The sequence below is a fragment of the Rothia sp. HMSC065G12 genome (assembly GCF_001811455.1).
Classification (GTDB): Bacteria; Actinomycetota; Actinomycetes; order Actinomycetales; family Micrococcaceae; genus Rothia; species Rothia dentocariosa.
Window position 1 is genome coordinate 1 of sequence record NZ_KV804794.1, and the last position, 26,458, is coordinate 26,458.

The following is a 26,458-nucleotide window of genomic DNA, read 5'->3' on the forward strand; positions in this document are numbered from 1 at the left end:
AATTTACCCCGTTCACGGGGTAGAGGAAGTCAATGTGGCGTTGTGCCGTGTGTTGTGGGCGTGGCTTTTCGGCCTGGGGGAGCGGCATTTTAGAATGTAGATATGATTTTCAAGAAGGTTGGTTCTTCGCGCCCGTATCCTGAGCATCATTTGTCGCATGCTGATTGGGGTAATGTGCCTCCGCAGCAGGTGCGTCTTGATGCGCTGATTACGACGCAGAAGACGCTTGACCTTGAGACGCTGCTTGCGGAGGATTCCACGTTTTATGGGGATTTGTTTCCGCATGTGGTGAAGTGGCGTGATGATTTGTATCTGGAGGATGGGGTGCATCGGGCGTTGCGTAATGCTTTGCATCGGCGTGCGGTGATGTATGCGCGGGTGCTTGATTTGGATCAGGTTCCGGGTTTTTAGCCGGATGCGCGTTCGCTCCTCGTAGCCAACTTGTGGAGATGAAGAAAGCCCCTGACGTAGCGGTCAGGGGTCTTCGAGTTTAATGCTGGTTCGTTTTCTGCCGGACGGGGGCGAGTGTCTTTAGGATGCGACGGTCAGGTTGGTCGTTTTCTCGCTTTTGTTTGCTTGAGTTTCTTCGATTTTGAGGGGATTTCCGTCCGCATCAAACCGGGCGCCCAGCCCCATCTGGATGAACCTGATGGTGCTTTGAATCTGGCGTTCGCGGGTTTGTGCGTCGGGGGCGTCTTCGGCGCGTCCGGCGCTTGAGGAGAGCGAACCGTGTACGAGCATCGCAAGTTCGCGAATGTCGTTTTCGGGGATGTATTTTTCGGTGATGGCGTCGGAGAGGATGTTTGCCAAAACCATTTGCAGTTCGCTTACGTGTTTGCCGAGGCGCGCGTAGGATTCGGGTGAGAGCATGGAGCGCATGGCGGGTCCGGGGGGAAGGTGCCTGCGGGCGAGGTCTTCGATCTGCAAGCGAATATAGACGGCGAGCTGATCGATGGGGTTAGTGACTCCGGTGATCCCTTCATCAAGTTCGTGCAGGAACCGTTCGGTTTCGTCAAGGGCGTAGGCAACCAGGAGTTCGCCCATGTCAGCGAAGTAATTGTAGACTGCTGTGCGCCCAATACCGGCGTTTTTGGCGACGTCGGTCATGGTGAGTCCGGGGAGTCCTCGGGAGTAGAGGAGCTTCCCGAAAGATTCGAGGATGGCACGTTTGGTGTTTTCGCGCTGAGCGGCGTTTGTTGCGGCAGAAATACGAGGCATAGTGACACTTTACCGCAGAACGTCAATAAATTGCGACTGTGGCACAAAAAATTACCGAAAAACTTGAGATATTTCTCAACGAGCGCATCACGCCCTGACTAGGAATGAAAATACTGTGCTCGGAAAATTTAGAAGCCCCGGCTTAGAGGTAGCCCAGCCGTGTGGCGGCACGCAAATCGTCCCGAATCAAAGAGGTCAGCGGATACCCACGATGCCCCTGCTTTGGCAGAATACGCAGCATAGTGCGTGCCTGCCGTCCCCGGTAAAACTCTTCACCCTCATGAGCTGCACGCTGCGCTGACCAGATCTGGCCCGCAGAAGCCGGTGCTTTGCCGTCGCGGTCTCCCACATGCCAGCTGAGCAGCATCCCGTTTAGGGAGCGGCTGGGCCCACGGAAACGCTGCGGAATACCGTCGGAACCGCCTCCGCCGATCATAGATGCGCCCCCGCCCAGCAGCCAGTCGTTGGAATGCGACAGCAGTTCGTAGGTAATAAATTCCGCCCCGCCCGAATACCCGGCAAGCCAAATGCGCGTGCGATCGTATCCGTATCGTTCGGCGAGGTCGGCGGCAAGGGCACGAAAAACACGACCGTTCCTGCGGGCACGCACCCACCAAGTGGTTGTGGGGTCATTGAAAACGGGTGCTTCAAGGGTCCCTGGTGCCAGCACGGGCACGCACAGCATGCGGTGTTCGCGGGCAATATCGGCGAGGTCGCGTCGCAAACTGGAGGTGCGGCTGAGCAGCCTGCTGTTGGAACGAAGCAGGTAATCGCCGTCGAAGAAGAAAAGAATTCCGGGCGGTTCGGCCTGGACAGCCTCAAGATGGTGCACGTTATCGACCCGATAGTGCAGGGTTCGTCCGTAGGCACGATAGGGGAGGTACCCGATGAGTTCGCTGGAGGAAACGAGCAGGGGTTCCAGAACTGAACCGGCGCGGCGGGCACCGCGCATCGCCGCCGAAATGCTTCGGGGCAAACGCGGGATGTGCGCGGTTGTGCGGCGCACGGATGAGCGAGCAGGTTCTTGGTGACCCATATTTCTAGTTTAAGAGGCGGCAGCCTGCACCGTAAAAAGGCTCGTGATGCGAATAAAGCGGCGAAACTACGTTTTATCACCTCAAGAGCCTTTTTAGGTTCTCACTCAAACGGAGTTACTGGGTAAAATAGTGAGTGCTCGGGTGGCAGACGAGCATAATCTCAAAACAACATTCACATCAAACCTTTCAGGGAGAACTATGTCTACACCCGCTAAGGCACCGCAGGATATTACTACCCCGCCGTGGGCGAAGCGCCGCAGCTATTTTGATCTGCTGCTGGGCGCATCCTGCGTGATTCTGATTATTTCGAATATTGCGGCTACGAAAGGTATCGAATTCGGGCCGCTCCCATTTGAGCTTCCGCCGTTCACGAACGGCAACTTTATCCCCAGTGATGGTGGTTTCTTCTTGTACCCGCTGGCCTATGTACTCGGCGATGTGCTCTCTGAGGTGTACGGGTTTAAGCGCGCTCGCCGGGCTATTATCGCCTCGTTTGTGGCGGCGGCGTTCGCTGCCGGATGCTTCCTGCTGACTGTTGCCCTGCCGCCCGCCAGCTACTATGAGAATCAAGAGGCGTTCGCCATTATTCTCGGTCCCGTATGGCAGATTTTTGCCGGGTCGCTGCTGGGGTATTTGACGGGTCAGCTTCTGAACGCATGGGTGATGGTTGCCATGAAGAAGGCCACCTCCGGGCGGTTTATGTGGGCGCGTATGATCGCTTCAACCCTCGTGGGCGAGCTGGCGGATACCATTATTTTCTGTGCGATTGCTTCGCCTATTCTGGGGATTACTAGCTTGGATCAATTCATCAGCTACACCTTGGTCGGGTATGTGTATAAGTGCCTGGTTGAGATTGTGCTCATGCCTATCAGTTACCCGGTGATTGGCTGGTTCAAACGGCACGAGATCGAGTACGACGGTTAGGTTAATACCCCACATCGCCGTGAAAAATTGATGATGTGGCGAGAAGCAGATGGGTTGTCTGCTTCTCGCCATTAATATTTGTGGCGCTGTATCCTTGTGCGGTGGGTGGCGCATCTTATGCACAAATTTGCATTACATCGTGGAACACCCAAAAATAACCAAACTCTGAGAATCATAGGGAAAATCTGTTTCGCCACGCACAAACCCATGCAAAAAGTTGCATAGATGATGCTCGACGCGGGATAGTTATTCGATACGCCTTTGCCACATTTGCTGCAGACCGGGTACCGAGCCGCGCTCGGTTTCGACGCGACATACGAGGGCAGGCGCCCAACCGATGAACGAAAAAATGGAAAGCACCACCTGATGAGTAAAGCACAGGACGCCTCAGCACCTAAGACGGCACCGGCAGAAAACGGCGAACTGAAACGTTCCCTCTCGCACGGTCAAATGACTATGATTGCGATGGGTCTCGCCCTGGGGACCGGCCTCTTTCTGGGCTCTGGTTCCGCCATCAAAATTGCGGGACCCGGTGCTATCATCGCCTACGCTGTTGGCTCCATGATCGCCGCTATTATCGCGGCATGTGCGGGCGAAATGGCGGTTCGCCACCCCGTTCCCGGCGGTTTCGGCACTATCGCAACCAGATACCTCAGCCCCTACGCCGGGTATATTGGCCGTTGGGCGTATTGGGCAACTACCGTGCCGCTGACCGGCGCCGAACTCGTGGCGGTTGGCAAATATTTCTCGTATTGGTTCCCCGCAATTCCGCTGTGGGTGACGGTGGCAGCCTCCGGCATCCTGATTCTCATCCTGAACCTAGTGAGCGTTAAATCCTTCGGCGCCCTCGAATTTTTCCTCTCTTCCATTAAAGTAATTGCGGTTATCGTCTTTATTGTGCTGGGGCTGCTTCTTGTGTTCGTTGGCCTGCCCGGACACACTGCGGTGGGTACCGCAAACCTCGTGAACGACGGCGGGCTGCTTCCTAACGGACTCGGCGCCGTCTGGGTTTCGATGGCAATTGTGATGTTCTCTTTCGGCGGTGTTGAGATGCTTTCCATCTCTGCCGCAGAGGCGCAGAACCCGGCGCGTTCGGTGCGTACCAGTGTCAAGGCCATGATCTGGCGGCTCTCCAGTTTCTACGTGCTCTCGATGCTGATTATTCTGTGCCTGATGCCCTGGCAGCAGGCGGCGCAGACCGGCAAAGACCTCAGCCAATCGCCCTTCGTGATGGTGTTCTCTGAACTGGGCATTCCTTATGCGGCAGATATTACCAACTTCGTGATTCTGATCGCCGCGCTTTCGGGCGCGAACGCCTCGCTGTATGCGGCAACCCGTCTGCTCCACGCGCTTGCGGGCGATAAAATGGCACCCACGTTTGCGGGCACCACGAACCATAACGGTGTGCCCGTCACCGCGCTTCTGCTCTCTTTCCTGGGTGTGGTGGTCGCATCTGTTATGGCGGTGGCAGAAATCAGTAATATTTTCGAGCTGCTAATGGCCCTGGTCACCCTGTGCATTCTGGTGGTATGGATCATGATTCTGCTGACCTACCAGGCATATAAGAAGCATCAGGGGAACTCCTCAGGGTTCACCGTCTGGGGTGGGCGCATTACGGCGGGTGTGGGGCTTGCCGGGGTGCTTGCCACACTGGTCGCTCTTTTCATGCTTCCCGATTCGAGCGCCGTAGTATCCGTGCAGGTGGGCGTGGTGTTCTTCGCCATTATCTCCGTTTTCTACGTGGTGTTGGCGAAAAAACGTGGCGGTTTCCCGCGTGCCGATCTTGACGCGCTTGCCGAACAACAGAAGGAAGACGCATAGTCTGTTGCTATACCGCAAGCAGATAGTATTTTGACGAGAAGATAGCGCTATCTTCTCGTCAAAATACTATCTGCTCGCGGTTAATACGGGCGATGTACTACCCTAGAAACACACTCATTCTTTGACATTTTCACAACATCACAGTCCAGGCACTCAGAACCCGAAGAAGGCTTAAACATGACCGACGGCCACACCCCTCAACCTGCTAAGAGGCATAGAAGCGGCGCTGCGCATCCAGCTGGCGGAGCACCACGCAATAAATCCGCCCGCGCCGAACTCAAACGTTCCCTCTCGCACGGACAGATGACCATGATCGTTATGGGCTCGGCGCTTGGCACCGGCCTATTCCTGGGGTCCGGGCGGGCAATCGCTATGGCCGGGCCAGCCGTTATTCTTGCGTATGCTATCGGCTCGGCGCTCGCCTCCGTCATAGGCGCGGCCACTGGTGAGATGGCGGTGCGTTATCCGGTGCGAGGCGGTTTCGGCGCTATCGCCACCAGGTACCTTGGTCCCTATGCCGGGTTTCTCACACGCTTAGCCTATTGGACCGCAACCGTGGTCATTACCGGCGTGGAACTGGTTTCCGTGGCCACCTACCTGAATTACTGGTGGCCGCAGCTGCCTCTGTGGGCGGGCATCGCGGTATTCGGTGTCGCAATTATTATTCTGAACATCACGAGCGTGAAATCTTTCGGCGCGCTCGAATTTTTCCTCTCGTCCATCAAAGTTATTTCGGTGATCGCTTTTATTCTGGTGGGTCTGTGTTTGGTATTCTTCGGACTGCCCTCACATGCGGCGGTCGGCACCGCTAATCTTGTCAACGACGGCGGGTTCATGCCTCACGGGTTCGGCGCGGTCTGGCTTTCACTGGCGGTCGTGATGTTCTCCTTCGGCGGTATTGAGATGATCTCTATCTCCGCCGCAGAAGCCAAGGATCCCGCCCGATCGGTGCGTTCCAGTGCGAAGGCTATGATGATTCGTTTGGCAACGTTCTATGTGCTGGCGCTGTTTATTGTGGTGTCGATTATTCCGTGGCGTTCGGCGGGCGAGCTGGGCGAGAAGGTTGAAACCTCCCCGTTCGTTCTGGTTTTCGATCAACTAGGCATTACGGGCGCGGCTCATTTCGTGAACTTCGTGGTGCTTATTGCGGCGTTGTCCTCGGCCAACGCTAACCTGTATGCCGGTGCCCGCCTGATGCACTCGCTGGCGACCGACCGTATGGCGCCCCGTGCGTTGGCTGCGGTGAACGCCTCCGGAGTGCCTTCGCGTGCCGTATGGGTTTCCACCAGCGGCGTTGTTATCGCTATTCTACTGGCGCTGTTCAGCCCGCAAGAAGCATTCCTCTCCATGATCTTCCTGATTATGGTGTGTGCGCTCACCGTGTGGGTGCTGATTCTGCTCGCGTACATTGTGTACCGGCGGGTTGAGGGCAAAAGCTCGGCATTCCGCCTGTGGGGCGGGCGCATGACGGCAGGCGTGGGCATTATGGTGCTTTTCGCCGTGTGGGTTGCCCTGTTTATGGTGCGTGGTTCGCTCATTCCCGCGATTGTGGGCGTGGGGTACTTCCTGGTTCTGACGATTGTGTACTTTGCGCGTGTGAAACACACACTCACGGTTGATGAGGATGCGTTTGCCGAGGCACAGCAGGCTTCCACTGAGCACGCCACGGCCTTAGAGGAGGAAGAGGAGGCGTTGAAAACCGCCTCCGAATTCGGTCGCTAGAGCGTTTTGCTGATGCTGCGCATGCTGGGTTTCGTCGCTGAAGTGTGAGGTGATGAGTGCTCTGCCGTAGCCATCACCATAATAATTTGCAGGGGGAACTTCAAGTAATGATGATTTTATCTATCATGTAGCACTTGAAGGTTTTGTGGGTATTCTCAAAAGACCGCGAAATTCACAAAAAGTTTTTCTGTAACAAACCCGCAATAATGCATCATAGGCTTACAAGAGGGTCTATAGTTATTGGTGAACCGTATGATCTTGTATGCGTTCAAATGTCTGTGTGTTGGGTGTTCCCCGGAGGCGGTGATGCTTCCGGGGAACATCATATTTAAGGCTATTTAAGATGTCTTGGTGGTATTAGATAGCGTTCTAGCGAGATTTTCTTGCCGCATACTGTATGAAGTCAGGATGACTGTATGTTGGTGAAGATATGACCATAAAACTTTACCCATATACGTATTTATGCATAAAAATGCACAAGGTAGAGTTAAGAGCATGAACGCACATCAATCCACTGCGAACCCAGCAACTTCGATAACCGGCGAATCCGGTCTGACCGTGCAGGTGCCGCCGCGCTGGGGTGATATGGATGCCTACGGGCACGTCAATAACGTTGCAATACTGAGCCTTCTCGAAGAGGCACGCATCGCCGTCTTCGGGCCGCCGCCGTCTTCGGGGCAGAAACCGCAGAATTTGCCCGCGCCGCCCATACCGCTTTTTGAAACTATGCCCGATGGAGTGCAGGCCCTTATCGCCGAACACGGGGTGCGTTATCTGGGGCAGCTTCCCTATACGGGTGATCCGCTGGAGGTAAATGTGCGCGTCGAAAAGGTGAGTGCCGCCTCAGTGCGAGTGGGCTATAGTATCTATTCCCCGGTGGATCATGCTGAATGCGTGCGCGCCTTTACCGTGCTGGCTTTTTGGGATGCACCTGCCGCCCGCCTCGCGCGCCTCACCCCCGAACAGCGGGAGCTTTTGGCGCAGTATATGCCGTAGCACTTTGACCGCGAGCAGATAGTATTTTGACGAAAAGATAACCGAGCTCCATCTGCTCGCGGTATGTGCGGCTGGGGGAGCGAAGTCCGGTAGTCTCTGGTCGCCCTATTGTATACAATGTGATTTAGAAAACATATCCTGCGGTTTGCTGCGAGGGTGCAAGGCAAATGCCACGTGAGGAGGTGCGTATCGTGCAGCAGATAGTGTTCGGCGGCGCAGAGGCATAGGCAACTATCCCTCTGAACCGAAACGAAAGCATGAAAAAACTAACTCAATACTTCAAAACTCCCCTTCTGCTCATCACCCTGATCGATGGATTCGCGGACGCATCCTTCGGGCTGATCCTCATTGTTTATATCTCGCGCATTGCCGAGCCCTGGTGGCTCACCGTCATGGCTGTCGGCGGGTTCTTCACCGGCATACTCTTCGGTCCTTTCACAGGTTGGGTTGCCGATCGTTTTTCGGGGCGGGCCTGCTGGTCTGGCTCCCTGGCCGTATCCTCGCTCTGCGTGGCAGTCATCGCGTTTTTCCCGCATCCGGTCACCATCGTTGCCATGAGCGTGCTCAATGGAGCCGCCGGAAATCTCACTAACGCCGCCGAATTCAAACTACTGCCGAAGGCGCCGGGTATGACCCCGTCGAGCGCATCCGCCTCTATTGTGGGAATCGGTTCATTCTGCTCGATCGTAGCCCCACCTGTGGGCGCCTTCTTCGCCACCTGGAACATGACCGCCACTATAGTAGGCTCTTCGGCGCTCTTGCTGACTGCGGCAGTCATCGCCTGGTTTAACGTGCCAGCACGGCGCGGTCATGAACTTTCCGATGCGATTAAACGCGATAGTTTGAAAGATATTTTCCTAGGATTCTCGGCTATTTCCAGCGCTCGCGCCCTCGTGATTTTCTTACCTGTGATGGCGGTCGTGGTTGCTTCCACCACGATGGAAGGCATCGCCGGGGTGTTCTACCTGCAATCCATCACGAACACTGCATTCGAGTATTCGCTCGTGTTGGCGATGTGGGCTGTCGGGGCGCTCATCGCTAGCGTTTTCTATGGGCGCGGATGGTACAAGCCGCAGCTGGTGAATGCGATTTTGTGGGGCGGATTCTTTATCGGTGTCGCGATTCTGCTGGAAGGGCTGGTGGCGAATCCTTGGATTGTGGGAGCTGGGTTTCTGGTAGGCGGGTTCTTCAACTCGATCCACAATATGGGTATTCGTGACATGGTGTATATGCAGGTGCCCGAGCATCGTCAGGGGCAGTGCTGGGCTCTTATCGGCTCGCTGTTTAGTTCGATGGTGCTTGTGGGTGACCTACTCGGTACGCCGGGAATACTGGGGGATGCGCGCACTATTGTCATGATCGGCGGCGCGACGGCAACCGGTGCGGCGGTGGTGAACCTGCTGCTGTATGCGCTGGCGCGTAACCGCACAGGGCACATCCATCGCGCTTAGATGCGGCTAGAAGAGGAGCTGGTAGGCAGAGAGCGTTTAGGGTGAGGGCGAGCATAAGAAGTTATTAAAGTCATAGTGCAGAGCCTGAGGTAATCCGACCATATAGTATGTGACCGGTGTACTCTGCACATGTCTCTAGTTTTCGCCGAATACACCATAGAGAGGGGCTAAGCAATGTCATCTTTAGTTGTTAATCGTCGGACCGCACTCCTGTTCCTTGGTTCTGGTACTGGGGCTATCTTGATGAGTGCATGTGGTGGGAATGCGTCAAATACCGAAAGCTCTGCTTCGCCTCTCGCAAGCTCTTCATCTGCGAGCTCCACGTCGTCATCAGAAACTCCATCAAGCGCTTCGCCCAGCGCTAGCCCAAGCAGGCGGAATAGTTTCCAGCGAGGATTTAACGTGGAGCTTAATAATGCGGATATGGAGTATACGGGCGAGGGTTATATGTATTCCACGCGCGAAAAGCAGGGATATGGGTGGTCGCATCCTAAAAGGCCTCAAGAAATGAGTGAGAACTCTGAACTTGGGCTGTACTATAGCTGGGCATATGCATCGGCTGGAATAAGTTATGCCATGAAAACGGGTGACGATACGTATATTAAGCAGTCTGGAATGACTGAGGGTGATCAGAAGCTTTTTAAAAGTATTGCTCTTTTGGAAGAAACGCGTGAGGGTAAGTATTGGGAGGAGTCAGGTAACTTCGTGTATAGGCTAGAATCCGATCACCCCGAGAAAAAGGGTGAAGAATATTCTTGGCCTTATCAATTACAAATGTTTCATGGAGACTTCTACGTGCGTAACGGAGAAGTGCATGAAATTCCTGAGAATACCGATGGTTGGGGAAAGATCGTTTACTCCACTGGGGCTCTTAAAGCGAGGTATCTTGATGGTGCCTGGCAGATGGAAGGGTTCTTTGAAGGTATCGCTACCAATGTTGTTGGAAAACCCTTTGATAAATAGTCGGTTATTTATTTGAGAAAGATGCTGTTTCACGCAGTAGCTTTTCTCTGGCTTGAGACCGCAGAAAAAGGTTCTTGGTGTGAACACAACACTAGATATTCCGCATTGTTCACACTAAGAACCTTTTTAGTATATATGAATAATATTTTATAGTTTTCTCAAAGCATAAAAGAATAGCAGGGTATGCAGATTTTGAGAATAGTATATGGCTTAGTGCGAACGCTAGAATATCCAGAAAGCACTTAGAGAACCATGTGTACGGCTCGTGAAAGAAAATAAGGCTAATTATATTTCATATCACTATAAAAACTTTAATGATAGTGTTCCTCATATGCACTCTGTATCAAAAGACGGAAAGCATTATATTCATCACACACTATGAAAAACTATCGTTATAAAAATTGAGGAGTACTTATGTCTACGAAAAAGATGCGTACTGCTGCCCTAACTGCGCTCGCAGTTCCCGCCCTGATTGGATCGGTCATGGCAGCCCCCGCCCAGGCAGAGGTGCAATCGGGAACTAACCTGACCTATACCTCACCCCAAAATGTGAGTTCGCAGTACCACGTTTACGCCGATAATATCGACTGGTCACAGCCCGTGGGTGTGGTGTTTTACTTCGATGGCGACTATAACCAGGATGACGTAGATAGCTCTTTCTTCTACAACCCTAAAGGTGACACCATGCAAGGTATGGCGAATGCAGCTCAGAAACACAACAAGGTTTTTGTCTCTGTGGATACGCCCGATGAATTCGACCCAAATAAAGCAAATGATTACGCCACTTGGTGGGAAAACGCTGATGGGAACGGCGACTACTTCCGCAGCTTTGCCCAGGAGTTTATCGCCGATTCAGATATAGATGAGTCGCAAGTGTGGCTTATGGGATACTCCGGCGGCGCCGAATTCATCACCTATGAGCTTGATGCCGATCAGCAGGGAACCTGGCGTTCCGGTGGTGGTTCCATCATGGTTGGCGGCGGCGGCGGAAAGAATGGGCGCATGGAGACTCAGGCGCCGCAGAACATTAAATCGCAGCCCATGTTCTGGTGGGTAAACGAAAAAGATACTCGCGGCGCTACTACACCGGAATGGTGGGACGCTCTCAACACGGCTACAGCCGGTCACGACTGGTATGCGAGGGAAGGGTTTAACACCCAGCCGATGAAAATCGACAAGAAAGAGACGACCTTTAATAACGCTCATACAGATTATGACCTTCCGGGCATCCTCGATCAGCTGTTGTCATAGTCAGAGGGATAACTCTCCGAACCTCTCTGGATAATTGCCCGGGGTACGCCATTAAAAGGCTCTTGATACGAATGGAGCGGGATTTTCAACGCTTTATTCGCATCAAGAGCCTTTTTACGTGGAATAAATCATGATGCTGATGCAAGAAGGCATGAAGCCGAAGGATGGAACGGCAAGCGCGGCATAGCAGGGCCGCTGCGGGGAAGTGGCGCAACCTTCATGAAGATCTTGAGAATTCCTGCACGGTTGTACAATAAAACTATGTCCCCACTGTTGAGGAGATCTCTATGAAAACTCGTTCTTTCGTGACTCTTGGTGCCGCCTGCCTGCTGGCGCTGACCGCATGCTCGGGCGGCGGCGATACGAACGCGCAGAACACTGCCAGCGCCTCCTCCCCGCATCAAAACAGCTCTGCGAGCCGCAGCGCATCGGCAACCCCGAGTACAAGCGTGAAACCTGTTATGCCTGAGCGCACTCCGGTGGTCAATGATGACTCCACCCTGCAGCCTTCCGCAAGTGCAAGCAGCGCCCCGAACCCCTCGAATTCCGCCCAGGTGTGGACTTCCCCGGGAGCGGTCAAGACGGGTACGGTCACCACCGCATCGGCTGACCCGAACGCGGGTAATCCCACGAATGTGCGCCGTGCAGGGGAGAGCTGCGGATCAATTCATCAGCAGGGTCACCTGCGGGGCAGCAACGCACAGTTACGTGTGGTTGATGGCGTGGTGGATTGCGATTATGCCATGTCGATCATGACCCAGTACATCAACAGCACCCCCACGCCCGATAACCAGACCCAGCACTGGGTTATGCGCATTCAGGATGCCACCTGCTACTGGCGTCCGTTCTTGGACTATACCCCTGATCGCGGTGCACCCGAGTGCGTTGTGGAAGGGCATAATATCAAGATCACGGCGCGTCTGGACGACCCAGAAGCTGCCATGCGTGCCTATAAAGAACTTGACCCAAAGAACCCGGAATATCAGTCCAAAGATTAATACTTCGCCAATATTCATAAAATACGGGTGGGGATCGGACAGTTTCTTATAACAGAACTGTCCGCTCCCCACCCGTATTGTGCGTGGTCATTTGATGACCGGTTACGGTGTTTTTCCTGCTGCAAAAGTCTCAAGACCGCTTGAGCCTATGCCGTATCCTCTTTGAGTAGAGCATCCAACCGCGCGAAAGTAGACCGCCAGCTGGCGCGTACCTCCTCGTGTACCGAGACCGGCATGGGGCCGATCTCCACGGTGATGCGCGTACCCTCACCCACGCCATCGGGAGTAATAACCGTCTCGGGAAAAAAGCGGAACCGCTGATAGACAACCACGCCTCCGGGGTTCCCTAAATGGTCCGGAAGCTGTTCGGCATATTCGAGCTCCTTGAGCGGATCAATAGCGAGAAACCGACTCTGCAGAACGCATGATACCGAGGCATCAAGCTCGTTAATCATCGATAGCCGCTGCATGCCGCCGACATAAGGTTCCAGCACAATATCTTCGGCACGGGTACGCCACCCCGTCGGACCATACCAACGATGCAGCAGATTCGGGTTCAGAAACGCCCCGAAAACCTGCTCGACGGGGGCGGCAATCTCATGGTCGAAGATGAGAAGTTCTTCGTCGGGAACCTTAGTGATGCTCATCGTACACTCCGTGACGGTCGTTGATTTAGGGCTTTTTACCAGAGTAATAGTTACCGAGGAATTCGTCACGGTACTCAAAGTAGGTGCCGTCGGCGATCGCGGCACGCGCATCATCGACCATGCGCACAATAAACCGCTCATTATGAATGGAAGCGAGGGTTGCCGCCAGCCGCTCATCCGCTTTGAACAGGTGCCGCAGATAGGCACGCGTATAGTGTGCGCACGTATAGCAGTCGCACCCCTCATAGATGGGCGAGAAATCTGCCTTGAACCGGGCATTCGTCACGTTAAAACGCCCGGTGGGGGAGTAGAGCGCCGCGTTACGCGCCACGCGGGTGGGCGAGACGCAGTCGAAGGTATCCACGCCGTTTTCCAGTCCCACAAAAATATCGTCCGGTTCCGAAATACCCAGCAGGTGGCGGGGCTTAGCCTCCGGGAGTTCTTCGGCGCACCAGCGCACAATGGTGCCCAGGTTCTCCTTTTCGAGGGCACCCCCGATACCGAACCCGTCGAACGGCATATCACCTAAATCGCGGCAGGCTTTGCGGCGTAAATCCTCATACTGCGCGCCCTGAATCACCCCAAAAAGCGCCTGGTAGGGTTTGCCCGTGCGCTCATCCGTGAGCCGTTCATGCTCCGCAATGCAGCGCAGCGCCCACAGGCGGGTGCGTTCCAGCGCCTCTTCCTGGTACCCGCGGGAATTGTACAGAGTTGTCAGCTCGTCGAAGGCAAACATGATATCTGCCCCGATCTGATGCTGCACCTGCATTGAAACTTCGGGAGTGAAACGGTGAATAGACCCGTTGATATGGGACTTAAAATTCACGCCGTCATCATCAATATGCGCCAGGCGCTCCTTGCCGTGAGCCACATCGTCGTCGCCAATCGGGCGCCCGTCGGCACCCTTCGCATCGGCAACGGTTCCCATGTCAATCACCTTTTTGAACCCCGAACCCAGGCTCATCACCTGGAACCCGCCGGAGTCGGTGAAGGTTGGCCCGTCCCAGTTCATAAACCGCCCCAGCCCGCCAGCGGCATCTAGAATCTCGGGACCAGGCTGCAGATACAGATGGTAGGCGTTCGCCAAAAGCGCCTGCGCCCCGAGTTCCTTCATCGCTTCGGGAAGCACCGCTTTGACGGTCGCCTTCGTACCCACGGGCGTAAAGGCGGGAGTCTCAATATCGCCGTGCGGGGTGCGGATCACACCTGTGCGCCCCAAAAACTGCCCGCCATTAGCCTCAACACGCTCGGCAGACGGGGATGCGGTCTCGGCAAGGCGGCTCGTGACGGTAAAACCGAAGTCGGGGTGGGGAAACTCGTTGTTCATCTGTGCCTTTGAAATATACGGGTACGACCAGGGGAAATGCGTCTATTCCGGGGAGGATGCGCACGGCTATTATACAGGCGCGGCACGCCAGAGCATCTGCAGACCTGCGCCGCCTCACCTTGTGTGTAAGGGGCATTGCGAGACGACCCTGATAAGCGGCGCACCCCCCACCAAGACCTGGAAAAGACCTTAGTCCTCCGCGCTCAGACGGGCGGCGGCCTCCAAAGTCATCCACGCCTGAAGCTGACCGGATAGTTCCACGGGCTTACCTGCGGCGAGCGCATCGCGCGCGGATACGGTGAACTTCGGCGAGAAAATGGCGACCGCCCGGTCACGAATTTCGTTCGGATCAATACCCGGTTCATTCAGCGGCAGGGTGGGGTCGAATTCGCGGCGCCCCTCCCACACAGCGCGGGCGCTGCCGTATACAAGGGCGCTCGCCAGGGATCGTGCCTCCGTGCTGAGCATGGTGGACATTGCGGCCTGTGCCAGGTAACGTACCAGAATACCGGTGAAGAGCGCACCATCGCCGTTGTCGCCGGAGTGAAGTACGAGGTGGTGCGAACCGTCCGAGAACTCGAAATCTTCGCTGAGGTTTTTGACGATTCCGACGATCAAGCGTTCGGCGCGCAGCAGGTATTCTTCACGGCGGTCGTCTGAAATCTCCGAGGACTCCGCAAGCGCCAGAAGCACCGCTAGGGTTGTGCCCTGATTGTAGGTGTAGATATTGCGTTCTACGTCGAGGGGAACATCGCGGCGACCGGTAATGTCATCAACCATCACATCCTGCGGGCGCAGGTTAGCACCGTCGAGGTAGAGCATACGGTCGCCGTCCCAGAGAACGTCGTTGAGCCAGGACATAAGATTCTGCGCGGTTTTTATCTGCCCGATACGCGCAAAAGCAAGGGCCGCAGGAGCGGTTGCCGGGGTATTGCAGAAGTCTCGTTTGCCTTTGGACCAGCTCATGCCGCCACAGGAATGAAGGCCGGTGTTAAGCCTTTCAAAGAGTACCGATCCTGCATCCTGCGCCGTAACGTCCGAGGCGCCGGTTATTGTTTTACTAAGCCTATTGAGCCGCCCCACGGCGAGCGCCAACCATGCCATATCGTCATAGAAGTCGTTTGCAAATCCCAGGTTGCGGGTATGGATGCCGCGTACCACGCTCCTGGCGGTGGCGAGCATGTTCTGGGCTTGTTCGGTGTCGCCTTCACGGACGGCACGTTCGCCCGCATCTATAATGCAGTCGAGTAAGTGCGCCTGCCACCAGTAATGCCATTCGGCAAACCGTGCTCCTAGACCACGCGATTCGGGCATCTGCACTGCCCCGAGCAGGGTTCCGGGTACGCCAAAAACGCGGCGGGTGTATCGACTAAGGATAGAGTCGGCGGCACGCGAGGCGCGTTGCGCATGCTCGGTGCTGGGGACTGATTCAGAAGGGTGGTTGGAGGTCACGTTCTTTCTTCCTTGCTTATGAAAGCTACCTACGATACTGCCACGAGAGGCGAGGTGCTACCACATTATCGCATTATTAGTACTGGGGTCGTGCCACATTTCGCGGTGCGAGAGAAAGCGTGCGTGCGCTGTACAGGGTGAGCGGTTTGCCCGTGAAGGGATGTACACAGTCAAGACGATGCGCTAGAAGCTGTAGCGGCACAGATGCATCGTTTGGTGCTGTTGGCAGAACCTGCGGGTAGAGAACGTCGCCGAAGATCGGGGTTCCGAGCAGGTTCAGGTGCGCCCGCAGCTGGTGCATTTTGCCGGTGTGCGGAGTGAGTTCGTAGAGGGCGAGTTCTTCGCCGGGCACCGGATAGGACAGATACGGGTTTTGTTCGCCAGATTTGAGAGGAACACTTTGTGGCGCTTGATAGATTTCTCGGATGCGCACCAGAGTTTCCGCGTTCACGCTAAGGCCTGCGCGCTCGCATTCGCGTGCCGAGTACTGCCGCACCTGTAGAATATTGCGATCCTTGTCGATGCGGCTGCGCACCTGCACGCCTTCGCCCAGCATGCTCTCACGCAGGTCTTCACCTGGTGCCGGGGCGATAGCAAGGTAGGTTTTGGTGACCTGCCGGTTCTGAAACATCATCTGGAAGGGGCCGCGTGCGTCTCGAGTTTTGGCGAAGAGTAAAATCCCCGCGGTGGGGCGGTCCAGCCGGTGAACGGGCGTGAGCAGAGGATTATTCTCGCGTACCCGCAGTTTGGTGAGTGCGGTCTGCACGACATAGGCGCCGCGCGGGGTGACGGGCAGATAGTGCGGCTTATCTACGGCGAGCAGGTGCTCGTCTTCATAGAGGATCGGAAGGTCATCCGGTAGCGGCGGTTCTTCGGGAAGTGGGCGGTAGTACCAGATTCTCAGACCGGGCAGATATGGGGTTTGATCGGTGAGGATCGCGCCGTCATCGGTGCGCACCTCGTGCCGGGCGAAACAGTCGAGGATTGTTGCGGGGTCTTCGGGCGAGAATCGACTGATGAGGTACTGAGCCACCGTGCTGGGGTGTGCATCCGGCCCCTGGGTCGTCTCATGCAGTACTGGATGCGCGGGCAGAGTCAGCGATACGGGGTCTATGCCCGCGCGCTGGGGCAGGGGTGGTGTGAAGAGGTGGCGATTGACTCGTCGCGGCATAGGTTGATTGTAGCGTGCTTTGTGAGTTGGCCTCTTCGGAGGAAACCTCTAGCCTCCTGCGTGAAAGTATAAGGACCGCGTCTTGATGACAGCACATACTTAGGCCATCATGGCACGACCCTCTCATGTTTTGGGTGGTATGTGAACAGTGTGAAGTTAATGCGAAATATTCCTCGCGAAAGTGTCTAATAAATAAATAAAATCATAAAATTTATTTCACTACCATGAAGCATGGAACGGCTTAATAGAGCGGCAAAATCAGTGTATAAGCATTAAACTTCATATTAAGTTTTATAGGTAGCGGCTTAGGGTTAGCGCGTTACTATTAAAAAAAGAGGTTCGATGAAATCGAACGATTAGAGGGATATATGGAACACAACGCACGCAACGAAGCTAAGCACACCGAACCCGCACAAAAAGCCTCTGAAAAAGCAGCTAAGAAGACGCGGCAGAGCGGTCAGCGTCTGACTCCGGCGCAACGGGAAGAACAAATCCTGCAGGTCGCGGCGGCTCATTTTGCGCAGCACGGTGTTGTGGCAGCCTGCATGAGCAGCATCGCTCGTGAGGCCGGCATTACTCGGGCACTGCTGTACCATTACTTCCCCGGCAAAGAGTCTTTGGCGGCGGCGGTAACCCGGCGCGAAGCACGGGCTGTTCTTGAAGCGCTCAGCGAGCATCACCCTAACCCGGTGGAGGCTCTTCGTGTTGAGCTGCGCTCCAATTTCGCCCATGTTGCTGAGGGTGGCAGTGAAAGCGATGCTCCCAGTACTCCTGACGAGTACTTGGAATGGATGCTCGAACGCACTGAAATGCCCGTTAATGACCGCACCCGCATGATTTTAGGCGGATGGCTGCATCTAGTCGATTACTTCGCCCGGCATGTGGTGCAGGGCAGCCCGCGCGGTAACACTCCGGCGGGTGCACGCGCCATGCGCGTCGATGAGGCTATCGACATATGCGTTGGCGTGGCAGATACCATGACCGGCGGGTACTAAGCTAGAGCTTCTCAACGAGACCCCACATCGGGAGTTACCGAAAATATTTCGGTTCTCCTCGATGCAGGGGCTTTCTGCACTTAAAGACCTCGGCATTTTAGAGGGAGCGGCGCATCCGCAGACCGCGCGGAGTTGTGTAAAAGCCCTGCGCAAGCAGCGTGCGCCGTAACGCCACCACCGGATGCTCGGGCAGCCGGCCAGAATCGGTCTTCGACGCTCCCCGGTGAGTCGGCGGTTCCGGGGTTGCCAGAATATCACAATCGTTGAGTTTTTCCACCACGATTTTCTCAGCAATACCCGCCTGCACGATGCGCGCCAGCAGCGGGGCCGCAGCCTCAAGTTTGAGCGGATCAGCCGTGAAAGACAGCAGGGTTTTGCCGCCGCGTTCCAGATAGAGGACCGCTTCACCATCGAGCAGGATGAGGCAGGCACCCGCCTTACGCCCCGGACGATGCCGCACGGACTGGGCGGTCTCTGTGCCTTCGCGCGCAGCCTCTTCCGCACCGCCGAATGTAGAAGAGACCGAGAGCAAGCTGGGGACGGAAGGCCACGTGAGCGCCGCACCATAAGGATTCGCCGGATCTGTAGCCGCCAGCAGAACACCCTCAAATAAACCGAATACTTCCTCGTTTTTTATTCGTTTTACCCCGGTATTTTGCGGATTATCAGCGCCAATATTAGCGTAGGAACGCACCGCATCCACTGTTGCTGGGGAGGCGAACTGAGCCGCACCCAGCCCCTCAATGAAGTATCCGCGCCGCACCAGGGCACGTTCCTCGGCAGCCGCATAGACGCGGTACAAGGCCGCAAAGCCGCCGGGAACATCCTCAGAGGCGAGCGCGCCGCGGGTGAGCACACCGTACCTGTCTAAGAGAAGTTCCGCGCGTGCATAGGCGGTAACGGTGGCATCTGCCTCTTGCGAGGACTCGGTGCCTGGTGGCTGGGGAAGGCTAATATGGCTGAACCGCCCAGAATCCCGGGCCGAAACCTGCGGATCAGAAGAGCCGGAACGAGTGCCGCCCAAGCCGCTATACCTGCGCGGATAAGCACCCGAAGAAGTACGTGCCGCAGACAGTCGCGCGGCACCGCGCCTGCGCACCGGGCGCGCCAAGGGAGCGGCGGGCCGCACCGGATGCGCGCTCGACCCGCCCGCCAGCATGGCACGTACCGGGGCGAAAGTATCGTTCGTGACCAACCCAGCCCACACCAGGCGCCACAGTGCGGCAGACACCTCCGAAGCCTCCGGAAAATGCACAACCTCGCCCGAGGCGGCGCGAGAGGTCAAGATGTCGTTCACGCGCTCACGAAGCGGCATAAAGAACAGCCCGCCGCCAGAAAGCGCCTCAAAGACGGCGTGCTCCACCGAGCCCAGCTCATCCAAGGCCTGCGTGCGGGAAGAATCGGGCAGGGTCAGCTCGGCGGATTCGGTAAGATGCAGGCTCACCCAGCCGTCATTGCCGGAGATTTCGCCCTCACCGCGCCAAAGCACCTCTCCGCTGGCCAGCAGACCATCTAACAGCTGCGGCGAATAATCACGCACCCGAGCTGGCAAGACGAGGGTCTCCAGGGCAGAGGCGGGCACACGCACCCCGGCCAGCTGATCGATGACCGTCAGCAAGCCCTCGCGACCCTCTAATGCCTCGGTGGATGAACCTTTGCTCTCGACAAGAACCTGAACCGTGCGTTCGGGCTCGTAATACGCACCGTACTCGGTGGTTTCCGCGAGCCTGCGCGAAACCTTGACCGTCTGCGCACGCACTCCCTGCCAGGCGGGCAGGAACGCGCCATAAGCACGCTGCGGTACCGGCTCAATCTCGCGGCGCAGCGCCGCCAACGACCGGGCACGAAGCAGGCGAAGTACCTCGGCATCCACCCATTCCAGGCTTGCCGTGGGCGCGGGGGAGAGCGGTATCGTATCGGCTGCCTCCGCGCGAGATACACGCAGTTCCTCGGGCAGGTATTCGCCCGAGAACAGTCGATTTTGCGTCTCTAAAGCGCGTAAAACCGGCAGAATAGCACCCGAACCCGTCGGCGTGATGCGGCTGAAATGGGCGCTCGCCTCGGCTGCGGTAAAGGGGATGTGCGTGCGCGCATACCGCGAGATTAGGTCTTCGAGCGGCGCGGCGACTGGCATGAGGTACGCCTGAGCAATCCCGACCGGAAGCGGCAGCCCTAGCCCGTCGCGCAGCCGGGCGGCATCTTCCACGGCGGCATAGATCGGTTCCGTGCTACCCGCTATATTTGAGTGCGGATTGATAACGAATGCCCTGCGGGATGCGACCAGCTCTTCGGCAAGCGTGCGCGCCTCTTCGGCGGTGGCGTGCGGGGTAGTTTCAAGGTCTTCTTCCGGTAGACCCTCGGCGGTATTTTCGGCTGAATCCCCGGTTTCATGTGAAATATCAGCCTTTTTAGATCGACTTTCGCTGCCTTTTGGAGTGCTCCAAGAGACCTCGGGCACGGCCTCAACCCCGGACCCCTCATTCCCGCGCAGCCGTAGCGCCAGCTCCCTCGCCGTGAGCGGACCGAGTTGGCGCAGAAGATCCGCCACGCCCTCAACCCCGCGTGCCCGATACTTCGCCCCGGTGCGCTGAAGACGCTCCTGAACCTCAAGAATCACCTGTGGATCCAGCAGATCGCGCAGCTGAGCGGTACCCAGCAGCTCCGCCAAAAGCGCCGGATCCAGTGCCAAGGCGGCAGCGCGGCGTTCGGCGGCGGGCGCATCCGTATCGTAAATATGTTCCGCCACGTACTCGAAAAGCATGGTGCGGGCAAAAGGCGAAGGCCCCTCGGTCTGCACCTGCGACAGGCTGATGCGCCGCGCGGCAATATCCCGATGCAGCTGAAGAAGCGCAGGAACATCATATACATCCTGCAAGCATTCGCGGGCGGTTTCCAGCAGGATTGGGAACTCGGGGTATTTGCGCGCAACATCCAACAGCTGCGCCGAACGCTGGCGCTGCTGCCATAGGGGAGTGCGCCTGCCCGGATCGCGGCGCGGCAGAAGCAGGGCACGGGCGGCGCTCTCTCGAAAACGAGATGCGAAAAGCGCCGATTCGCCCACACGATCCTTGACAATCTCCTCTAGTTCATCGGGCTCGAAGAGAAAAAGCTCAGCACCCGGCGGGGTATCTTCCACCGCGGGAATACGCAGCACAATACCGTCATCTGCCGCAAGTGCGCTGGCGTCGATACCGTACCGTTCCTGCACGCGGGTGCCCACCGCCACAGCCCAAGGTGCGTGCACCGGATACCCGTACGGCGAATGCAAAATAACACGCCAATCTCCCAGCTCATCGCGGCAGCGCTCCACCACAAACCGCTTATCTGTGGGGACCACGCCGGTAGCCTCGCGCTGCTCCCGAATATAAGCGAGCAGATTATCGCTCGCCCAAGAGTCCAGCCCTAACCGGGTCAGCTCGGCGCGTATCGCAGCCGTCGCTGAGGTGTCTTCGCTAGCGGACTCAGCACCCGCAGACTTCGCTAACTCGCGGGTAAACTGCCCCAACCGACGGCCCAGAGCCACCGGGCGGCCCACCCGCTCGCCATGCCAAAACGGCAGACGTGAAGGCTCACCGGGTGCGGGGCTCACGCGCACTGCATCGTGCGAAATGTCCTCGATGCGCCAACTGCTCGCGCCCAAGGCGATAACATCGCCCGCCCGCGATTCGTAGACCATCTCCTCGTCCAGCTCGCCCACCCGTTTAGGTGCTTTGGAATCCTCAGAACCGGCCAGGTAGACAGGAAAAAGCCCACGATCGGGAATCGTCCCGCCCGAAGTTACTGCAAGCCGCTGCGCACCGGGCCGCCCCTCAATTGTGCCGCTTGGCGCATCAGCGGTGGCGGTGCGATCCCAAATAATGCGCGGGCGAAGCTCCGCAAACTCATCGGAAGGGTACCTGCCCGCCAGCATCTCTAAAGTACTGTCAAAGAGCGCGCGCGAAAGGTTCGCGAAAGGGGCGGTGCGGCGCAGCGCCTCGTACCAGGCATCCACCCCGATAGGTCCCAGAGCGCAGGCGGCGACGGTCTGCTGGGCAAGCACATCCAGCGGGTTTGCGGGAACGGTAAGCGGTTCTAAAGACCCGGCGAGCATACCGGACAGAGCCACGGCAGAGCCCAACAAATCCCCGCGATGCTTCGGATAAAAAAGCCCGCGCGAAACCTCGCCCACGCGGTGCCCGGCACGACCCACCCGCTGTAGACCGGAAGCCACCGACGGCGGAGACGCCACCTGAATAACCTCATCCACATGCCCCATATCGATGCCGAGCTCCAGGGAACTTGTGGCGACCACACACCGCAGCGAACCATTCTTGAGGGATTCTTCGATAAGCGTGCGCTGATCCTTCGCCACCGAACCGTGATGCGCCCGCGCCAGCGGCGCAATGTCTGGTTCCTCACCAATGTCAGGCAGGGGCTCACCCGCGAGCTCGCGCCGTGAGAGCTCGCGGCGCACATGAATATCGTTGAGAGCCGCGGTAAGTTTTTCGGCGAGCCCACGCGAGTTCACGAACACGATTGTAGAACGATTATTCTCGATATCGTCCACGATGCGTTCCTGAACATAAGGCCAAATCGAGGCACGATACCCGGATGCGCGCTCGCCCTCACCGCCCGGCTTCCGTGCCCCTGCACTTGCTGCCGCGCTCGCAGTACCGTCTTGTTCGGCGGAGCTGTTCGGCAGTTCAAGAGATAATCCTTCTTCGCCGGGGAAGGTGCCGATAGCATCCGCAAGAGTATAGGATGGCGCATCATCAGCTGCCTGAACCGGCAACTCTAGTGCGTCCGGGGCTGAACCGGGCGAATCCTGTCCGCGTGGTGCCCGCTGCTCCCCGGGCGCATAGCTGCCCTGCCCGTAATCGTTTGCCCCGCCGAGTGCCGCCATATCCGGCACGGGTACCGAGAGCCGCAGATCCCAACGTTTGGGCACCTGCCGCGCCACGATTGTCACCGGGTGCACTCCGCCTAAAAATGTGGCGACGGCTTCGGGCGGGTTCACGGTTGCCGACAGTCCGATGCGCTGCACCGGCCGCTCCACCAGCTGATCGAGCCTCTCAAGGGACACAGCCAGATGCGCCCCGCGCTTGGTTCCCGCCAGGGCGTGTACCTCGTCTACAATCACAGTTGTCACACCGGTGAGTGTCGAACGTGCCGCAGAGGTCAGCATAAGGTAGAGCGATTCGGGGGTGGTTAGCAGAATATCGGGCGGGTTGCTGATCAGCTGCCGCCTCTCGCGCGCCGGGGTGTCACCGCTCCGAATACCCACGGTAATATCGGGTGGGGTTTGCCCGGATTCCTTCGCTGTATGCGCAATCCCCGCAAGCGGCGCGCGCAGGTTGCGCTCCACATCCGCCCCGAGAGCTTTCAGGGGCGAAACATACAGGATGCGCGTACCGCCCGCACGCTGTTTCTTGGTCTTTTGTGTTTCCCGAGCGTCCCCGTTTTTCCGTGCCTGAGTCGATGTCGTGAGCTCGCGCTGGTCCGGTTCTGTGCTTTTGTCGCGGTAGAGCGCATCGAGTGCCCATAGGAAAGCGGCAAGGGTTTTGCCGGAGCCCGTGGGGGCGATAATAAGCGCGTTTTCGCCCTTGCTGATACTCTCCCAGGCGCCTTCCTGCGCGGCGGTCGGAGTGCCAAAAGCGTTGCGGAACCATTGCTGAGTGGCGGGTGAGAAAGGTCCTAGAGCGTCGGGCATGGTCCCATTATCTCGTATATGCCCCGGATTCTCCTTGAAAGTTTTTTGAGCGTGGCACATATTACAGGGGCAATTGTGCGCGAACACAAGACTTTTCCGTGTGATGGGGCCATAATAATTGAATATGTACATTACGTACATCATAAAATTTTACAGGTAAAGTAATTTATTTCACTGAAAGGACACAGGTATGACCCGCTTGACCGAAGACCAGATCACCGCTCTCTTTCGCGAACCTCGCACCGTGAGTGCATTCACTGATCAGCCCGTCACCGATGAGCAGCTGCAGAAGATCCATGAGATCGCCTACCTGGGGCCCACGGCCTTCAACAGCCAGCCCCTGCGCATCACCTGGGTAAAGAGCCCCGAAGCTCGCGAGCGCCTTGTCAAGCACATGATGGACGGAAATAAGGAGAAGACCCTCAAGGCTCCTGTAACCGCTGTGCTGGCCTTCGATAAAAACTGGCAGAAACGCTTTGGGGAATTCGCACCCCAGGCCGCTGCCTTTGAATCCTACTACGAGGCTGAAGAGGCACGTATTCCCGCGGGCGCGCTGAGCTCTGCACTTCAGGCTGGCTACTTCCTGACCGCCGTGCGCGCTCTTGGCCTGGATGCGGGCCCCATGACTGGCGCGGATTTCGATGGTATCGCCGCTGAATTCTTTGAAGGTACCGACCAGCGGCCCTTCCTCGTCGTAAACCTGGGTTATGGTGTGGCTCCCGAGTATCCGCGCGGTACCCGTTTTGAGTTTGATGACGTAACCCGCAGCATCTAAAAGCCGTGTTTCGCGCTCGCTGAGCCGCCGAGGTGCGCCTTCGGTCCCCAGCGAGAGTAAACCGCAGGAATCCGGTAGCTAGGTATATGTGTCCGGAGGCCTGCGAATATGTGGTGTACCGGTGGCTGCCGTATCTGATGATGCTGCAGCCACCGATTTTTGCTGGGCTTTGAGGGAATGGGGAACTGCCGTGGCGTGAATTCTGGGGGTAGCTTTATGGTGCGAACCGGTGCATGATGGAAAGAACGGCGCGGTAGCCTTGCGGGGGACGAATAGATTCACCGTGTCGAGAGAACCTGAGGTTATAGGAAAGGATATGAGAGATGACCCGTTTATCTGAGGACCAAATCACCGCTCTTTTCCGTGAGCCCCGAACTATGCGTAAATTTACCGATCGGCCCGTCACTGATGATCAGCTTCGGGAGATTCAGGAGCTCACCTATCTGGGGCCCACGGCCTTCAATAGTCAGCCTTTGCGCATCACCTGGATCAAGAGTCCCGAGGCCCGTGAGCGCCTTGTCAAGCACCTGATTGAGGCTAATCAAGAAAAGGCTCGTCAGGCACCTGTCAATGCCATACTCTCATACGATAAGGCGTGGATAGACCGTGCAGATGTGTTTAACCCCCGCGCGGCAGAGACTATCAGGAACTACTGTACGACCGAGGAAGTTATTACCTTTGCCGCTCAGCAGAGCGCCAACCTGCAGGCAGGTTACTTTATTACCGCTGTGCGCGCCCTTGGTCTAGACGCCGGTCCCTTATGGGCCGATTTTGAGGGGCTGTACGAAGAATTTTTTGCGGGGACCGACGAGCATCCCATTCTTGTGGTGAACTTAGGGTACGGCGTTCCAACCCAGTACCCGCGCGATACCCGGTTCGGATTCGATGATGTAACCCGCAGCCTCTAGCAGCTCGTGCATCTGCACCAGGATGCACCGCCTACCGGTTTTGTGACGAAGTTTGACGGAATCTATCGGGAAAACCCCTGTGGCTATGCGTTGAAGCTGAGGCGGGTGCACTATGGAAAAGGGGAGTGGTGCGTAACGTGCCTCTTGCTCCATATGCCGCATACTTGCCGAAAGGGAAAGAACGTGAGCTCACGCAGTGCTGCCGACCGGGGCATCGAACCGGAACCCTATCTCGCGAATCCGAGCCGCCAGTCACGCCTGTCCCGTGAACAGCGTGAGGCGCTATATGAACTGCCCCGCACCTCGTATCAGTTCAGCGATGATCCGGTGACTGAAGAGCAGCTTCGTGAGATTTATCGGCTTACCGCGCTCGGGCCTACCGCCTACAACAATCAGCCTTTGCGCATTACGTGGGTGCGGTCGAAGAGTGCGAAAGAACGCCTTTTGGGATATCTTCACGAAAGTAATCGCGATGCTGCTGCCAGCGCGCCCGTGAATGCGGTTCTTGGGTACGACAAGAATTGGCAGAAACGGTTCGCCGAGTTCGCTCCGCACGCCGTGGCAGCGCAGGAGTTCTTCGAGGCTGAAGAAGAGCGCATTCCGCTGGGCAGGCTAAACGCACAGGTACAGGCGGGGTACTTTATTACCGTGGTGCGTGCGCTAGGTTTAGATGCCGGGCCTATCACCGGCGTAGATTTTGAGGCTCTTGCCGCCGACCCCGTTCTGCTCGGCGGCGCAGATCAACAGCCTTTCCTCGTGGTGAATCTCGGCTATGGTTTGGGCCCCTATCGGGCACGCGGGCTGCGCTTTGACTTTGAGGATGTCACGCGCACTGTTTAATTTCCGTGCTTCGCGTCCCGCCACGAGATTTTCCTGCGCTTACGGCAGCCCTGAAACGCGGCGGCGTATACCACGTGCGAGCGAGTTCCTAGCGTTTTCCTTTCATCGGGTGGTCTATCTCATAGATAGGTAAGAAATATTTCTGTACCAGGGTGATGAGGTGGAAAACTTAGGTAAACCTCGTGTATAAATAAAGCATTGTGTAGATGCTGAAGAGGCGGTTCCCGTATGAGGAACCGCCTCTTGCTGTTATCGCTTCTTCTCGGAGCGCAT

20 protein-coding genes are annotated in these 26,458 nt (G+C 56.9%); 13 read left to right on the forward strand and 7 right to left on the reverse strand.

Annotation, left to right across the window (positions count from 1 at the left end; genetic code table 11):
- The first annotated feature begins 102 nt into the window (after positions 1-102).
- Positions 103-411, forward strand: a complete 309-nt coding sequence (locus tag HMPREF2804_RS00430) for a type II toxin-antitoxin system VapB family antitoxin (protein ID WP_004006550.1) — start codon at positions 103-105, stop codon at positions 409-411.
- Between the two features lie 120 nt (positions 412-531).
- Here HMPREF2804_RS00430 and HMPREF2804_RS00435 read toward each other — a convergent pair whose 3' ends face one another.
- Both HMPREF2804_RS00435 and HMPREF2804_RS00440 read right to left on the reverse strand, forming a co-directional pair.
- On the reverse strand, positions 532-1,218 hold the full coding sequence (locus HMPREF2804_RS00435) for a TetR/AcrR family transcriptional regulator (RefSeq protein ID WP_048754552.1): 687 nt from the start codon (positions 1,216-1,218) through the stop codon (positions 532-534).
- Between the two features lie 142 nt (positions 1,219-1,360).
- On the reverse strand, positions 1,361-2,254 hold the full coding sequence (locus HMPREF2804_RS00440) for an alpha/beta hydrolase (protein WP_048754553.1): 894 nt from the start codon (positions 2,252-2,254) through the stop codon (positions 1,361-1,363).
- Positions 2,255-2,453: 199 nt separating this feature from the next.
- Between HMPREF2804_RS00440 and HMPREF2804_RS00445 the strand changes: the two genes are divergently transcribed.
- The 8 genes from HMPREF2804_RS00445 (at position 2,454) to HMPREF2804_RS00480 (ending at position 12,381) form a co-directional block, all read left to right on the forward strand.
- Positions 2,454-3,179: a queuosine precursor transporter gene (locus HMPREF2804_RS00445; RefSeq protein WP_013398444.1), complete on the forward strand. Its 726-nt coding sequence runs from the start codon at positions 2,454-2,456 to the stop codon at positions 3,177-3,179.
- 366 nt (positions 3,180-3,545) lie between these two features.
- Positions 3,546-5,000, forward strand: a complete 1,455-nt coding sequence (locus HMPREF2804_RS00450) for an amino acid permease (RefSeq protein ID WP_070626847.1) — start codon at positions 3,546-3,548, stop codon at positions 4,998-5,000.
- 177 nt (positions 5,001-5,177) lie between these two features.
- The gene (locus tag HMPREF2804_RS00455) at positions 5,178-6,722 is read left to right on the forward strand and encodes an amino acid permease (protein ID WP_070626848.1); all 1,545 of its coding nucleotides are present in this window, start codon (positions 5,178-5,180) and stop codon (positions 6,720-6,722) included.
- 495 nt (positions 6,723-7,217) lie between these two features.
- Positions 7,218-7,718: an acyl-CoA thioesterase gene (locus tag HMPREF2804_RS00460; RefSeq protein WP_070626856.1), complete on the forward strand. Its 501-nt coding sequence runs from the start codon at positions 7,218-7,220 to the stop codon at positions 7,716-7,718.
- A gap of 257 nt (positions 7,719-7,975) precedes the next feature.
- Positions 7,976-9,169 carry an MFS transporter gene (locus HMPREF2804_RS00465; protein WP_070626858.1) on the forward strand — a complete coding sequence of 398 codons (1,194 nt, stop codon included), beginning with the start codon at positions 7,976-7,978 and terminating at the stop codon, positions 9,167-9,169.
- A gap of 402 nt (positions 9,170-9,571) precedes the next feature.
- Entirely contained in the window at positions 9,572-10,132 is a 561-nt protein-coding gene (locus HMPREF2804_RS00470; protein ID WP_070626860.1) for a DUF6318 family protein, read from the forward strand.
- 414 nt (positions 10,133-10,546) lie between these two features.
- Positions 10,547-11,383, forward strand: a complete 837-nt coding sequence (locus HMPREF2804_RS00475; protein WP_070449671.1) for a hypothetical protein — start codon at positions 10,547-10,549, stop codon at positions 11,381-11,383.
- 287 nt (positions 11,384-11,670) lie between these two features.
- Positions 11,671-12,381, forward strand: a complete 711-nt coding sequence (locus HMPREF2804_RS00480; protein WP_070626862.1) for a hypothetical protein — start codon at positions 11,671-11,673, stop codon at positions 12,379-12,381.
- 146 nt (positions 12,382-12,527) lie between these two features.
- Here the strand turns inward: HMPREF2804_RS00480 and HMPREF2804_RS00485 are convergent, their stop codons facing one another.
- The 4 genes from HMPREF2804_RS00485 to HMPREF2804_RS00500 all read right to left on the reverse strand — a co-directional run bounded on the left by HMPREF2804_RS00485 (position 12,528) and on the right by HMPREF2804_RS00500 (position 16,978).
- Positions 12,528-13,028 carry an SRPBCC family protein gene (locus HMPREF2804_RS00485; protein WP_070626864.1) on the reverse strand — a complete coding sequence of 167 codons (501 nt, stop codon included), beginning with the start codon at positions 13,026-13,028 and terminating at the stop codon, positions 12,528-12,530.
- Positions 13,029-13,053: 25 nt separating this feature from the next.
- Positions 13,054-14,355 (reverse strand): tRNA guanosine(34) transglycosylase Tgt, encoded by a 1,302-nt coding sequence (tgt, locus tag HMPREF2804_RS00490; RefSeq protein WP_048754561.1) that lies wholly within the window; start codon positions 14,353-14,355, stop codon positions 13,054-13,056.
- 189 nt (positions 14,356-14,544) lie between these two features.
- A complete protein-coding gene (locus HMPREF2804_RS00495; protein ID WP_070626866.1) occupies positions 14,545-15,807 on the reverse strand; it encodes a glycoside hydrolase family 76 protein in 1,263 nt (420 codons plus the stop codon).
- Positions 15,808-15,883: 76 nt separating this feature from the next.
- Entirely contained in the window at positions 15,884-16,978 is a 1,095-nt protein-coding gene (locus HMPREF2804_RS00500; RefSeq protein ID WP_070449661.1) for a pseudouridine synthase, read from the reverse strand.
- 368 nt (positions 16,979-17,346) lie between these two features.
- On the opposite strand from HMPREF2804_RS00500, the gene HMPREF2804_RS00505 reads away from it, so the two are divergent.
- Positions 17,347-17,973, forward strand: a complete 627-nt coding sequence (locus HMPREF2804_RS00505; RefSeq protein ID WP_070554675.1) for a TetR/AcrR family transcriptional regulator — start codon at positions 17,347-17,349, stop codon at positions 17,971-17,973.
- 97 nt (positions 17,974-18,070) lie between these two features.
- Here HMPREF2804_RS00505 and HMPREF2804_RS00510 read toward each other — a convergent pair whose 3' ends face one another.
- Positions 18,071-23,662, reverse strand: coding sequence for an Lhr family helicase (locus HMPREF2804_RS00510; protein WP_070626867.1), 5,592 nt, complete (start codon positions 23,660-23,662; stop codon positions 18,071-18,073).
- A gap of 190 nt (positions 23,663-23,852) precedes the next feature.
- Here HMPREF2804_RS00510 and HMPREF2804_RS00515 point away from each other — a divergent pair, with 190 nt between their 5' ends.
- The 3 genes from HMPREF2804_RS00515 to HMPREF2804_RS00525 all read left to right on the forward strand — a co-directional run bounded on the left by HMPREF2804_RS00515 (position 23,853) and on the right by HMPREF2804_RS00525 (position 26,185).
- Entirely contained in the window at positions 23,853-24,437 is a 585-nt protein-coding gene (locus HMPREF2804_RS00515; RefSeq protein WP_070626869.1) for a malonic semialdehyde reductase, read from the forward strand.
- A 323-nt stretch (positions 24,438-24,760) separates the two neighbouring features.
- Positions 24,761-25,345: a malonic semialdehyde reductase gene (locus HMPREF2804_RS00520; RefSeq protein ID WP_070626871.1), complete on the forward strand. Its 585-nt coding sequence runs from the start codon at positions 24,761-24,763 to the stop codon at positions 25,343-25,345.
- 183 nt (positions 25,346-25,528) lie between these two features.
- Positions 25,529-26,185 (forward strand): malonic semialdehyde reductase, encoded by a 657-nt coding sequence (locus tag HMPREF2804_RS00525; RefSeq protein ID WP_239664711.1) that lies wholly within the window; start codon positions 25,529-25,531, stop codon positions 26,183-26,185.
- The last annotated feature ends 273 nt before the right edge of the window (positions 26,186-26,458 follow it).

What these genes read in the sequence shown, in the direction of transcription:
- HMPREF2804_RS00430 (WP_004006550.1), top strand. Translation starts at nt 103, where the DNA reads ATGATTTTCAAGAAGGTTGGTTCTTCGCGCCCGTATCCTGAGCATCAT.
- HMPREF2804_RS00435 (WP_048754552.1), bottom strand. Translation starts at nt 1,218, where the DNA reads ATGCCTCGTATTTCTGCCGCAACAAACGCCGCTCAGCGCGAAAACACC.
- HMPREF2804_RS00440 (WP_048754553.1), bottom strand. Translation starts at nt 2,254, where the DNA reads ATGGGTCACCAAGAACCTGCTCGCTCATCCGTGCGCCGCACAACCGCG.
- HMPREF2804_RS00445 (WP_013398444.1), top strand. Translation starts at nt 2,454, where the DNA reads ATGTCTACACCCGCTAAGGCACCGCAGGATATTACTACCCCGCCGTGG.
- HMPREF2804_RS00450 (WP_070626847.1), top strand. Translation starts at nt 3,546, where the DNA reads ATGAGTAAAGCACAGGACGCCTCAGCACCTAAGACGGCACCGGCAGAA.
- HMPREF2804_RS00455 (WP_070626848.1), top strand. Translation starts at nt 5,178, where the DNA reads ATGACCGACGGCCACACCCCTCAACCTGCTAAGAGGCATAGAAGCGGC.
- HMPREF2804_RS00460 (WP_070626856.1), top strand. Translation starts at nt 7,218, where the DNA reads ATGAACGCACATCAATCCACTGCGAACCCAGCAACTTCGATAACCGGC.
- HMPREF2804_RS00465 (WP_070626858.1), top strand. Translation starts at nt 7,976, where the DNA reads ATGAAAAAACTAACTCAATACTTCAAAACTCCCCTTCTGCTCATCACC.
- HMPREF2804_RS00475 (WP_070449671.1), top strand. Translation starts at nt 10,547, where the DNA reads ATGTCTACGAAAAAGATGCGTACTGCTGCCCTAACTGCGCTCGCAGTT.
- HMPREF2804_RS00480 (WP_070626862.1), top strand. Translation starts at nt 11,671, where the DNA reads ATGAAAACTCGTTCTTTCGTGACTCTTGGTGCCGCCTGCCTGCTGGCG.
- HMPREF2804_RS00485 (WP_070626864.1), bottom strand. Translation starts at nt 13,028, where the DNA reads ATGAGCATCACTAAGGTTCCCGACGAAGAACTTCTCATCTTCGACCAT.
- tgt (WP_048754561.1), bottom strand. Translation starts at nt 14,355, where the DNA reads ATGAACAACGAGTTTCCCCACCCCGACTTCGGTTTTACCGTCACGAGC.
- HMPREF2804_RS00500 (WP_070449661.1), bottom strand. Translation starts at nt 16,978, where the DNA reads ATGCCGCGACGAGTCAATCGCCACCTCTTCACACCACCCCTGCCCCAG.
- HMPREF2804_RS00505 (WP_070554675.1), top strand. Translation starts at nt 17,347, where the DNA reads ATGGAACACAACGCACGCAACGAAGCTAAGCACACCGAACCCGCACAA.
- HMPREF2804_RS00510 (WP_070626867.1), bottom strand. Translation starts at nt 23,662, where the DNA reads ATGCCCGACGCTCTAGGACCTTTCTCACCCGCCACTCAGCAATGGTTC.
- HMPREF2804_RS00515 (WP_070626869.1), top strand. Translation starts at nt 23,853, where the DNA reads ATGACCCGCTTGACCGAAGACCAGATCACCGCTCTCTTTCGCGAACCT.
- HMPREF2804_RS00520 (WP_070626871.1), top strand. Translation starts at nt 24,761, where the DNA reads ATGACCCGTTTATCTGAGGACCAAATCACCGCTCTTTTCCGTGAGCCC.